Raw genomic sequence first — 11,426 nt, forward strand, 5'->3', positions numbered from 1 at the left:
GAACCGGCATCTCCCACCCGGCAAAATCAACCATCTTGCCGCCCAACTCAACGTGAAGCCCAAAAAGCGGCGTGCGTCTAATCTCGGTCATTGATCCAACCTTTCACTCAACGGGACTGGTCGCGAACAACCATGACGGTGCAATGCGCGTTGCGCACGACACGGGCCAGGTTCGGACCGATTTCATAATTCGGAAAATCACCCTTGGTCGAGGCCATGACGATCAGGTCAAAGCCGTCCTTGTAGGCGCGCTTGAGGATTTCACGGTAAACGCTGCCTTCTTCAACATGGATAGGCACGTCCGATGCGTTGCCATGATCCAGAATGGCCTGAACCGCATTTCGCACGTGGTCTTTGGCACCGGCACCATAGTTTGCGGGAAGGTTCGGCAGCTGGATGATCTCGGGGATAACGGCAACCGCGTGCAGTTCAGCCCCGTAGAACCTGGCCTGTTCCAAGGCGACTGGCAGGGCATTTTTCCACGAACGGTCGTCGGTGTGATCAATGGGCAGCAGGATTTTCGTGGCCATCACGTCTCTCCTCGAGATATGGAATTCTGTTTTTAAAGGCGGGGGGCCGGAATGGCCCCCCGGTTTCAAGTCAGACCAAGCTTATTCGGCAGGCGCGCCGCCCGGCTCTTCGGACTTGCCGCCCGAGGCGAAGAACTCTTTCGTCAGCTTGAAGACGATCGGGCTCAGCAGGGCCAGGGCGATCAGGTTCGGAATGGCCATCATGGCGTTCAGCGTGTCGGCCAGCAGCCAGACAAAGCCCAGATCCGCGGTTGCGCCGAAGTAGATCGCGATGATCCACAGGATGCGGTAGGGAAGCAGGGATTTCACGCCCAGCAGGAACTCGACGCATTTCTCGCCATAGAAGGACCAGCCGAGGATGGTGGTAAAGGCAAAGATCGACAGAGCGATGGCGATGATCGACCCGCCGATACCCGGCAGAGTGGTCTCGAACGCCAGCGAGGTCAGCGCCGCACCGGATTCTCCCGATGTCCAAGCACCTGACGAGATGATCGCCAGACCGGTGATCGAACAGACGATGATAGTGTCGATGAACGTTCCCAGCATCGCGATCAGGCCCTGATTGACCGGGCCTTTGGTCTCGGCTGCCGCGTGCGCGATCGGAGCGGAACCCAGACCCGCTTCGTTCGAGAAGACACCGCGCGCAACACCAAAGCGGATGGCGGCCCAGACGGCTGCACCTGCGAAACCACCTTCGGCGGCTGATGGGGTGAAGGCGTAGGTGAAGACCAGCGACAGCGCATGACCGATGTTGCCGATGTTGATGATCAGGACCAGCAGTCCGGCAACGATATAGGCAATCGCCATGAACGGAACCAGTTTACCGGCGACCGCACCGATACGGGTGATACCACCCAGAATAACAGCGGCAGTCAGAACCATCAGAGCGACACCGGTGACCGAGGTGTTTACTCCGAAATTCGATTCCAGAACCTGTGCAACACCATTGGCCTGCACGCCGTTACCAATGCCAAAGGCCGCAACTGCGCCAAACAGGGCAAAGGCAACACCCAGCCACGCCCATTTCGCGCCCAGGCCGTTCTTGATGTAGTACATCGGGCCGCCGACGAAGTTGCCCAGCTCGTCCTTTTCGCGGTATTTCACCGCGCAGACAGCCTCGGCATATTTGGTGGCCATGCCCACCAGGGCGGTCATCCACATCCAGAACAATGCGCCCGGACCGCCCAGGAAGACAGCAGTGGCAACACCGGCGATGTTCCCCGTACCGATGGTGGCCGACAGCGAAGTCATCAACGCGTTGAACGGGCTGATCTGCCCTTCGCCCTGACCTTCACGGCCTTTGAACAGCAGGCTGAAGCCCGTGCCAATGCGCAGGATCGGCATGAACTTCAGTCCGACCTGCAGGAAGAAGCCGACGCCAAGGATGAGAACCAGCATCAGCGGCCCCCACACGACGCCATTGATGGCCCCTACGATTGAATTTAACGCTTCCATGGATTCCCTCCCATTTGCGTTTGGTTTATGCCCCTTTGGCGATAGCCCGCTGGCGAGCCTGCCTGAGAGCAGCGAAATCTTCGTCCGCATGGAACGACGACCGGGTCAGCGGGGTTGCTGACACGTGCAAAAAGCCCTTGGACCGGGCAATCTGTTCCAGCTGGGCGAACTCTTCCGGTGTCCAGAACCGGTCGATTGGATGGTGTTTCGGGGTTGGTTGCAGATATTGGCCAACGGTCAGGAAATCGACCTGCGCTGCACGCAGATCATCCATGACCTGACGCACATCCGTGAGTGTTTCCCCCAGGCCCACCATCAGGCCGGATTTGGTGAATAGTTCCGGATTGGCGTGCTTGGCATCATCCAGCAGCCGCAGCGACGTGTAATACCGCGCGCCAGGACGGACGGTCGGATATAGGTGCGGCACGGTTTCCAGATTGTGGTTGAACACGTCCGGTGCGGCGTCAAAGACTGCCTTGGCGGCGTCGCCCTTGCCCAGAAAATCGGGGGTCAGAACTTCGACCGTGGTGCCGGGGTTTTGGTGGCGTACCGCCCGAATGGTCTGGGCAATATGCTCGGCCCCGCCATCGGCCAGATCGTCGCGATCGACCGAGGTGATGACGACATGGCGCAGGCCCAGCTTCCTGACCGCCGCTGCAACGCGACCGGGTTCGAAAGCGTCCAGCGCGTCGGGGCGGCCAGTCGATACGTTGCAGAACGAGCATCCGCGTGTGCAGACCTCGCCCATAATCATCATGGTTGCGTGGCGCTTGGACCAACACTCGCCGATATTGGGGCAGGCCGCCTCTTCGCAGACCGTCGCCAGATTGTGATCCCGCATCAGGCGCCGGGTTTCGTAATAGGCGGAGCTGTCGCCTTTTTTCTTGCGTATCCACTTGGGTTTGCGCGGAATGACGCTGTCGGCCTTTTTGGCTTTTTCCGGGTGACGTGGTCTTAGCTGGATGGTCATCTGGCTGTTCCCCGCTACGCGTGAATTGCCCGGCCCAGGGCGTCAAGGCAGGCTTCTTTCACAGCCTCGCCCATCGCCGGGTGGGCATGGCAGGTGGCTGCGACCTCGGCGACGGTGATGCACTGGGCCATGGCCAGAACCAGCTCGGCAATCAGATCTCCCCCATGCGCACCGCAAATATGCGCGCCCAAGATCCTGCCTTCGGAACTGGCCAGCACCTTGACGGCCCCGTCGGTCTCGCCGGTCGAGCGCGCCCGCGAATTGGCCATGAAGGCAAACTTCCCGACCACGTATTCAATGCCCGATTCTTGCAAGGCTTCTTCGGTCAGCCCGACCGAGGCGACCTCGGGGTCGGTGTAAACCACGCCGGGCACGGTATTGTAGTCAACATGTCCCACTTCGCCTGCCAGCATCTCGACACAGGCAACGCCATCCTCTTCGGCCTTGTGTGCCAGCATCGGCCCTGGAACGCAGTCGCCAATGGCATAGATGCCGGGAACAGAGGTACAGAATGTGTCATCCACCTGAATAAAGCCGCGCGGGTCGCAGGCTACCCCCAGTTCTTCCAGCCCCAACCCGCGCGTTACCGGTCGGCGTCCGACGGCGATCAGAACCTTGTCGGCCTCGATCACCTCTTCCTTGTCTTTGCCAACCCGATCCAGAGCAAGCGTCAGTCCGGCCGCGGTCTTGTTGACGGATTTCAATGCCCGACCAAGCTGGAACTTCAGGCCGCGCTTGGCCAGCGCCCGCTGCGCCAGTTTTGCAATCTCGCCATCTATGCCGGGCAGCACACGGTCCAGATATTCGACGACGGTGACTTTCGCGCCCAGACGCGCCCAGACCTGACCAAGTTCCAGACCGATCACACCTGCGCCGACCACCACCAGATGATCCGGCACGCTTTCCATCGCAATCGCGCCGGTCGAACTCAGGACGTCCTGCTCATCAATCTCGATCCCCGGTAGCGTGGTAGGTTCCGACCCGGTCGCGATCAGAATGTTCTTTGCCTCATAGATGTCAGCGCCAACCTTGATCTGCCCGACTGAAGGGATGCTGGCCCAACCTTCGATCAGGTCAACGCCGTTCTTCTTGAACAGGAATGCGATGCCTTTGGTCAGGTCGCCCACGATCTTGTCCTTGCGCTCCATCATCGCGCCGACATTGATGCTGGCCCCCTCGACCGCAACACCGTGGGAGGAGAGATGTGCAAGCTCGGCATATTTGGCCGAGGAGGTCAGCAACGCTTTGGAGGGGATGCACCCCACGTTCAGACAGGTGCCGCCAAGAGCGCCGCGCCCTTCGACGCAGGCAACTTTCAGTCCCAGCTGAGCCGCGCGGATCGCGGCAACATAACCGCCCGGTCCGCCTCCGATGACAATCAGATCGTAGGTGTTCATTTCGCGCACTTTCAGTATATCGGGTGGCTTGCGCAAAGCGCGCGAACCTTTTCGCGGGTTTCTTTTTCGATGGCCGCGTCGCCTTCGGGCGACTGCGCCAACGCGTCCAGAACATCGCCGATCAGATGGCCGATCTGTTTGAACTCTTCAGGGCCAAAACCCCGGCTGCACCCGGCGGCAGTGCCCAGACGGATACCGCTGGTGATGGTGGGTTTCTGGGGATCGCCCGGAACGCTGTTCTTGTTACAGGTGAACCCGGCACGTTCCAGCGCGGCCTCGGCATCCTTGCCGGTCACACCGATCGGGCGCAGATCGACCAGCATCAGGTGGTTTTCGGTGCCACCCGAAACGATGTCACATCCGCGCGCCATCATGACATTGGCCAAAGCCGATGCACTGTCGACAACGCGCTGCATGTATTCTTTGAACTCCGGCTTCAGCGCCTCTCCGAATGCAACCGCCTTGCCGGCGATCACATGCATCAGCGGGCCACCTTGCAAGCCCGGGAATACGGCAGAGTTGATCTTTTTCGCCAGCGCTTCGTCATTGGTCAGAATGATCCCGCCCCGCGGGCCGCGCAGTGTCTTGTGGGTGGTTGAGGTGACGATATGCGCGTGCCCAATGGGCGAAGGGTGCAGGCCAGTTGCGACCAGACCCGCGATATGCGCCATGTCCGCCAGCAACCACGCACCAACTTCATCTGCGATCTCGCGGAAACGGACAAAGTCGATCTTCTGGGAATAGGCCGATGCGCCTGCGATGATCAGCTTGGGCTTTTCCGCCCGGGCCAGCTCGGCCACCTGGTCGTAATCGATCAGGCCGGCTTGGGTCAGACCGTATTGTACCGGCCGGAACCACTTGCCGGATTGGGCAGGTTTTGCACCGTGTGTCAGGTGCCCGCCCGCATCCAGCGACATGCCCAGGATGGTGTCACCGGGGCTCAGCAACGCCAGTTTGACCGCCCCGTTCGCCTGAGCGCCGGAATGGGGTTGAACGTTGGCGTATTCACAACCGAACAGCTGTTTCAGCCTTTCGATGGCCTCGACTTCGACCTCGTCGACATATTCGCACCCGCCATAATAGCGGCGCGCAGGATAACCTTCGGCGTATTTGTTGGTCAGGACCGAGCCCTGAGCCTCGATCACAGCTTTCGAGACGATGTTCTCGGACGCGATCAATTCAATCTGTTCCGCCTGACGTATTCCTTCGCGCGCGATCGACGCGGCGATTACCGGGTCAGCCTCATTCAGCGACGTTTTGAACATTATCCCCTCCTTCGGTTCCGAATCCTCAGTACGAAACTTTGTTTCCAATAGTGGAAAATGATCCAATAGGGCAACATAAATCTCTTATTCAAGAAGTTGCGTATGTATGGGAAAACCTGTAGCCTTTGAAAAACAGGGGGAAATCCATGGTCGATGAAAGCCAAAACGATGTTTCCGGGCTGGAAGAACCGGACGAAGGCGAGGCTTTGGGCCGCTCCATTCGCGATGCGCGACGATCAAAAGGTTGGACTTTGGAAGAGGCTGGCCGTGCTGCGGGTATTGGTCGGTCCACTCTGTCCAAGATCGAAAACAACCAGACACGGCCCAGTTTTGAAATCGTGCGGCGCCTGACACAGGCGCTCGACATGAGCACGCCACAGCTGTTCCTGCAATCGGGTCAGTCGGGCATCTCGGGTCGCCGCGATTTCACTCCAAAAGGCGAGGGAGAATTCAAGACCACGCCCACCTATCATCACGAACTGCTGTGTTCCGAACTGACCAGCAAACGGATGCTACCCTATATCGCAACGATCAAGGCGCGGGATGTATCCGAGTTCGACACTTGGATTCGGCACTCTGGCGAAGAATTCATGTATGTACTCAGCGGCGAGCTGATTTTCCTTTCCGAACATTACCGACCCTTGCCCATGAAGGCCGGGGATTCACTGTATTACGACAGTGGAATGGGCCATGGCTGTATCTCGACCAGCGACGAAGACGCCAGGATTCTGTGGGTTTCGCTGGAGTGATATCAGAAAACCGCATGCTTTATTGCAGGTTGTGAAAAGCAACAAACGGCTTCCCGCCAGTCCCGGCTTATCGCCCCGACAGGTTTCCGTTCCGAAATGCGGTCGGCGTCTGACCGAACTCGGCCTTGAACGCACGCGTCATGGCGCTGGCATTTTCGTATCCACAGCGCCCCGCGATCTCGGCGATGGATTGTTCCGTATCCTCGGTCAGATTGCGTGCGCGGTTCAGGCGCAGACGCCGGTACAGCGCTTGCGGAGTTGTTTTCAGTTCCGCCTGAACACGCGTTTCAAGCCGTTTTTGCGAACACCCGATTTTCCGGGCAACGCTTCGGACTGACAGCGGTGCTTCAAGATGCGCCTGCATGACAGTCAGCGCGCGATTGACCAGCGTGTCCTCGGATTTCAGAGGCAGGTCATAATGGCCGCGCCCGTTCCGGCTCATGAACAGGTGCTCGACCTCCATCGCCAGCAGCGGGCCGTGATCCCGGCGGATCAGGGTCAGGGCCAGATCAAAGGCGGCCATGGCCCCGGAACAGGTCAGCCGGTAGCCATCGATGACAAACCGTTCCTGCACGGCCTCCACCGCCGGAAACCTTTCCTCGAACCGCGAAAACTCGTCCCAATGAATGGTCGCCCTGTGGTCATCCAGCAATCCCGCGCTGGCCAGCAGCCAGCTTCCCGTGTCCAGCCCGGCCAGGTGCTTGTGTTTCTTGGCCGCTGCCAGCACGGCACGCATGGTCGACCGCGTATCCAGCTTCAGGTACCCATATGACGGCATGACAACAAGAAAATCCCCCTGTTGATCGCCGATGGCCCCGTTCGGGGTGACGACAAGGCCGCTGGAGCTTTGAACAGGGTTGCCGTCAAGCGAACAGAAGCGCCATGCATATAATGCCTGCCGCGACAGGGTGTTTGCCGCCCGCAACGGTTCGACCATGTTCGCAAGGCAATGGTTCGAGAACCCGTCGAACAGAAGGACATTGTATTGCTGCGATAATATTTTCGAACTCGGCATGAAAATGATCTATCTCTGCATGCCGCGACCATGAGCGATGGCGTTTGGTTGGTCAACCACCGATCCAGGGAACACGCGCCATGCAGTTTGGTCTGACAGAAGAACAGGACATGATCGTCTCGACGGTCCGCAGCTTTGTAGAAAAAGAAATCTACCCGCATGAAGACGCGGTCGAACGCAGCGGAACGGTCCCGCCGGAGCTTGGCAACGAGATCAAGCAGAAATGTATCGATCTGGGGTTCTATGCCTGCAACTTCCCCGAAGAAGTGGGCGGCGCGGGCCTGTCGCATCTGGATTTTACACTGGTCGAGCGTGAACTGGGCCGTGGGTCGATGGCGCTGACGCATTTCTTTGGCCGCCCGCAAAACATCCTCATGGCCTGCAACGACGAACAGCGCGAACGCTATCTGCTGCCCGCAGTGCGCGGGGAAAAGATGGACGCGCTGGCGATGACCGAACCGGATGCCGGATCGGACGTGCGCGGCATGAAATGTCAGGCGGTGCGCGACGGTGGCGACTGGGTCGTCAACGGATCAAAACACTTCATCTCGGGCGCGGAACACGCGGATTTCTTCATTGTCTTCGTTGCCACCGGCGTGGATGAGACCCCTAAAGGCCCCAAAAAACGCATCACCACCTTCCTGGTGGATCGCGGCACACCGGGCTTTGAAGTGCGCGACGGCTACAGATCCGTCAGCCACAGGGGCTATAAAAACTGTATCCTGTATTTCGACAATTGCCGCCTGTCCGATGCGCAGGTTCTGGGCGAGGTCGATGGCGGTTTTGCGGTGATGAACGAATGGCTTTACGCGACCCGTCTGACGGTTGCGGCCTTCTCGGTCGGGCGCGCGCGGCGCTGCTTTGACTATGCGCTGAATTACGCCGCCGAGCGCAAGCAATTCGGCCAGCCCATCGGCAAGTTTCAGGGCGTTGGCTTCCAGATTGCCGACATGATCACCGAGATTGACGCCGCCGATTGGCTGACCCTTGCCGCCGCTTGGCGTCTGGATCAGAACCTGCCCGCAAACCGCGAGATCGCCTCGGCCAAGCTCTATGCCTCCGAGGCATTGGCGCGGGTCACCGACACGACGCTGCAAATCTTCGGCGGCATGGGCCTGATGGATGATTTCCCGATCGAACGGTTTTGGCGCGACGCCCGGGTCGAACGGATCTGGGACGGCACCAGCGAGATTCAGCGCCACATCATCAGCCGCGATCTTCTGCGTCCGCTGGGCGCCTGACCATGACCAAAGACCTGACCCGGCTGCTGCGCCCGAAATCCATCGCTGTCATTGGCGGCGGTGCATGGTGCCAACAGGTTATCCTGCAATCCGAACGCATGGGATATGCCGGTCAGATCTGGCCGGTCCACCCCAAGGCTTCGGACATTGCGGGCCACAAGGTTTATGGGCATATCGAAGACCTGCCCAACGCACCTGACGCGGTTTTTATCGGTATCAACCGCCACGCCACGATTGAAGCGGTTCAAGTCCTGTCCAGCATGGGTGCGGGTGGCGCCGTCTGCTTCGCCTCGGGCTTTTCCGAGGCTGTGGCCGAGGACGACACCGGCGGGGATTTGCAGGATCAACTGATCGCCGCGGCCGGAGACATGCCCATTCTGGGCCCGAATTGCTATGGATTCATCAACGCGCTGGACGGGGCATTGCTGTGGCCCGATCAGCACGGGGTTGTGCCCGTCGACAAGGGCGTGGCGATCCTGACGCAAAGCTCGAACATCTCGATCAACCTGACCATGCAGAAACGCGGGCTGCCGATTGCCTATATGGTCACCTGCGGAAATATGGCTCAGACCAGTCAGGCGCAGATCGCCTCGGCCCTGATCGATGACCCGCGCGTGACCACAGTGGGCCTGCATATCGAAGGCTTCAAGAACATCCGCGAGTGGGAAGCGCTGGCCGCCAAAGCCCATGCAAAGGGCGTCCCGCTGGTTGCCCTCAAGGTCGGCGCATCGGAACAGGCGCAGGCGGCAACAGTTTCCCATACCGCGTCGCTGGCGGGCAGCGATGCCGGGGCGCAGGCGCTGCTTGACCGGCTTGGCATTCCACGCCTTCCGGCACTGCCCGACTTCCTTGAAACACTCAAACTGCTGCACTGCTACGGGCCGCTGCCGGGGGGCAACATCTCCTCGATCAGCTGTTCGGGGGGCGAGGCGAGCCTGATTGCCGATATGGCTGTCGGCACGGGGCTGCAATTTCCAAGGCTGAACGATGAAAAACTGACACGCCTGCGTGACGCGCTCGGGCCCATGGTCGCGCTGAACAACCCGCTGGATTATCACACCTATATCTGGCGTGACGAGCTGGCGATGACGCGGGCCTGGTCGGGCATGACGGGCGACGATATCGACATGACATTCTCGATCGTCGACTACCCGACCACCGACTCTACCGATTGGGCCTGCGCAACGCAGGCAGCGCTGAACGTACGGGCAGAAACCGGTGCCCGGTTTGCGATTGTCGCCACCTTGCCGGAACTTTTGCCGGAAGACATCGCACAACAGCTGATGGCCGGGGGTGTTGTCCCCTTCATGGGCCTGCGCGAGGCGCTATCTGCGACCCGCGCGGCAGGGCAGGTCAAGGCCCCATCCGCTGCGCCCGTTTTGCAACCGGGTATGATGGAACCAACCCAAACCCTGACCGAAGGCGCCTCGAAGGCGGCGCTGGCGGAATGCGGCCTACGCATCCCGCAAAACCGGACGGTGCGGGGCGCGGAAGCTGCCCGTGCCGCAGCGGACCAGATGGAAGGCCCATTTGCCGTCAAGGGTGTCGGGCTTGCGCATAAATCCGAACACAGCGCCGTTCGGCTGGGCATCCGGGCCGGCGACGTCGCGGCTGTCGCGGCTGATATCGGCACCGAAGACATCCTGATCGAAGAGATGGTCACCGGAACCGTTGCCGAGCTTCTGATTGGCGTGGTGCGTGATCCCGCCCATGGGTTTGTTCTGACCTTTGGGGCAGGGGGCGTGCTGACCGAACTGCTGCGCGACACGGTATCCTTGCTGGTGCCCAGCCCGCCCGGAGACATCCGCTCCGCCCTCGGTCAATTGAAGATCGCCCCACTGCTGGCGGGCTATCGCGGCCAACCGGCGGCTGATATGGATGCGATTGTTGCCGCGGTCGAGGCCGTTCAGACCTATGTCATGCAAAATGCCGACACGCTTAGCGAGGTCGAGATTAACCCGCTCCTGTGCACGCCGGACAAGGCTGTTGCCGTGGACGCCCTGATAAGAAAGGCCTGAGATATGGACCCGATCAAAACCCGCCGCGATGGTTCGATCCTCGAGGTCACGCTGGGCCGCCCCAAGGCAAACGCGATTGATCTGATCACCAGCCGCAGAATGGGCGATGTCTTTGCCGAATTCCGCGACGACCCGGACCTGCGCGTGGCCATCCTGACCGGCGCGGGCGAAAAATTCTTTTGCCCCGGCTGGGATCTGAAAGCTGCCGCCGACGGCGACGCGGTGGACGGAGATTACGGCGTCGGCGGGTTCGGAGGCCTGCAAGAGCTGCGCGACCTGAACAAACCCGTGATTGCCGCCGTCAACGGTATCGCCTGCGGCGGCGGGCTAGAGCTGGCCTTGTCAGCAGACATGATCCTTGCAGCTGACCACGCCACTTTTGCCTTGCCGGAAATCCGCTCGGGCACCGTTGCGGATGCCGCCAGCGTCAAACTGCCCAAGCGCATTCCCTATCACATCGCGATGGAGCTGCTTCTGACAGGCCGCTGGTTTGATGCCGAAGAAGCCAACCGCTGGGGTCTGGTGAACGAGATTGTCGCCGCTGATCAGCTGATGGACCGCGCGTGGGACCTCGCCCGACTGCTGGCGTCAGGGCCGCCGCTGGTCTATGCGGCCATCAAGGAAATCGTGCGCGATGCCGAAGACGCCAAGTTTCAGGACGCCATGAACCGCATCACCAAACGGCAACTGCGCAGCGTGGATGTCCTCTATTCCAGCGAGGACCAGCTTGAAGGCGCGCGTGCATTTGCTGAAAAACGCGATCCGGTCTGGAAAGGCAAATAATAA

At 60.2% G+C, this 11,426-nt stretch carries 10 protein-coding genes; 4 read left to right on the top strand and 6 right to left on the bottom strand.

What is annotated here, in order from left to right; all coding sequences use genetic code 11:
* Nucleotides 1-107: 107 nt before the first annotated feature.
* From ACR0EK_RS14950 to glyA, 5 genes are all read right to left on the bottom strand, one after another.
* Nucleotides 108-530 (bottom strand): universal stress protein, encoded by a 423-nt coding sequence (locus ACR0EK_RS14950; protein WP_480559942.1) that lies wholly within the window; start codon nucleotides 528-530, stop codon nucleotides 108-110.
* An 81-nt stretch (nucleotides 531-611) separates the two neighbouring features.
* Nucleotides 612-1,985 (bottom strand): alanine/glycine:cation symporter family protein, encoded by a 1,374-nt coding sequence (locus ACR0EK_RS14955; protein ID WP_480488771.1) that lies wholly within the window; start codon nucleotides 1,983-1,985, stop codon nucleotides 612-614.
* A 25-nt stretch (nucleotides 1,986-2,010) separates the two neighbouring features.
* On the bottom strand, nucleotides 2,011-2,955 hold the full coding sequence (gene lipA, locus ACR0EK_RS14960; RefSeq protein WP_480900512.1) for a lipoyl synthase: 945 nt from the start codon (nucleotides 2,953-2,955) through the stop codon (nucleotides 2,011-2,013).
* Between the two features lie 14 nt (nucleotides 2,956-2,969).
* A complete protein-coding gene (gene lpdA / locus ACR0EK_RS14965; protein WP_480900514.1) occupies nucleotides 2,970-4,352 on the bottom strand; it encodes a dihydrolipoyl dehydrogenase in 1,383 nt (460 codons plus the stop codon).
* Nucleotides 4,353-4,363: 11 nt separating this feature from the next.
* Nucleotides 4,364-5,617 (bottom strand): serine hydroxymethyltransferase, encoded by a 1,254-nt coding sequence (gene glyA / locus ACR0EK_RS14970; RefSeq protein ID WP_480484282.1) that lies wholly within the window; start codon nucleotides 5,615-5,617, stop codon nucleotides 4,364-4,366.
* A 146-nt stretch (nucleotides 5,618-5,763) separates the two neighbouring features.
* Between glyA and ACR0EK_RS14975 the strand changes: the two genes are divergently transcribed.
* Nucleotides 5,764-6,366, top strand: a complete 603-nt coding sequence (locus ACR0EK_RS14975) for a helix-turn-helix domain-containing protein (RefSeq protein ID WP_480484283.1) — start codon at nucleotides 5,764-5,766, stop codon at nucleotides 6,364-6,366.
* A 67-nt stretch (nucleotides 6,367-6,433) separates the two neighbouring features.
* Here ACR0EK_RS14975 and ACR0EK_RS14980 read toward each other — a convergent pair whose 3' ends face one another.
* A complete protein-coding gene (locus tag ACR0EK_RS14980) occupies nucleotides 6,434-7,381 on the bottom strand; it encodes a GlxA family transcriptional regulator (RefSeq protein WP_480900516.1) in 948 nt (315 codons plus the stop codon).
* Nucleotides 7,382-7,461: 80 nt separating this feature from the next.
* On the opposite strand from ACR0EK_RS14980, the gene ACR0EK_RS14985 reads away from it, so the two are divergent.
* Genes ACR0EK_RS14985 through ACR0EK_RS14995 form a run of 3 tightly spaced genes read left to right on the top strand, consistent with a single transcriptional unit; the run spans nucleotide 7,462 to nucleotide 11,423 of the window.
* The gene (locus tag ACR0EK_RS14985) at nucleotides 7,462-8,622 is read left to right on the top strand and encodes an acyl-CoA dehydrogenase family protein (RefSeq protein ID WP_209507018.1); all 1,161 of its coding nucleotides are present in this window, start codon (nucleotides 7,462-7,464) and stop codon (nucleotides 8,620-8,622) included.
* Nucleotides 8,623-8,624: 2 nt separating this feature from the next.
* A complete protein-coding gene (locus ACR0EK_RS14990; RefSeq protein WP_480967905.1) occupies nucleotides 8,625-10,640 on the top strand; it encodes an acetate--CoA ligase family protein in 2,016 nt (671 codons plus the stop codon).
* 3 nt (nucleotides 10,641-10,643) lie between these two features.
* Complete coding sequence (locus tag ACR0EK_RS14995) at nucleotides 10,644-11,423, top strand: carnitinyl-CoA dehydratase (protein WP_480967906.1); 780 nt, start codon at nucleotides 10,644-10,646, stop codon at nucleotides 11,421-11,423.
* Nucleotides 11,424-11,426: the final 3 nt, after the last annotated feature.

The sequence above is a fragment of the Ruegeria sp. AE4 genome (assembly GCF_056542185.1).

What these genes read in the sequence shown, in the direction of transcription:
- ACR0EK_RS14950 (WP_480559942.1), bottom strand. Translation starts at nt 530, where the DNA reads ATGGCCACGAAAATCCTGCTGCCCATTGATCACACCGACGACCGTTCG.
- ACR0EK_RS14955 (WP_480488771.1), bottom strand. Translation starts at nt 1,985, where the DNA reads ATGGAAGCGTTAAATTCAATCGTAGGGGCCATCAATGGCGTCGTGTGG.
- lipA (WP_480900512.1), bottom strand. Translation starts at nt 2,955, where the DNA reads ATGACCATCCAGCTAAGACCACGTCACCCGGAAAAAGCCAAAAAGGCC.
- lpdA (WP_480900514.1), bottom strand. Translation starts at nt 4,352, where the DNA reads ATGAACACCTACGATCTGATTGTCATCGGAGGCGGACCGGGCGGTTAT.
- glyA (WP_480484282.1), bottom strand. Translation starts at nt 5,617, where the DNA reads ATGTTCAAAACGTCGCTGAATGAGGCTGACCCGGTAATCGCCGCGTCG.
- ACR0EK_RS14975 (WP_480484283.1), top strand. Translation starts at nt 5,764, where the DNA reads ATGGTCGATGAAAGCCAAAACGATGTTTCCGGGCTGGAAGAACCGGAC.
- ACR0EK_RS14980 (WP_480900516.1), bottom strand. Translation starts at nt 7,381, where the DNA reads ATGCCGAGTTCGAAAATATTATCGCAGCAATACAATGTCCTTCTGTTC.
- ACR0EK_RS14985 (WP_209507018.1), top strand. Translation starts at nt 7,462, where the DNA reads ATGCAGTTTGGTCTGACAGAAGAACAGGACATGATCGTCTCGACGGTC.
- ACR0EK_RS14990 (WP_480967905.1), top strand. Translation starts at nt 8,625, where the DNA reads ATGACCAAAGACCTGACCCGGCTGCTGCGCCCGAAATCCATCGCTGTC.
- ACR0EK_RS14995 (WP_480967906.1), top strand. Translation starts at nt 10,644, where the DNA reads ATGGACCCGATCAAAACCCGCCGCGATGGTTCGATCCTCGAGGTCACG.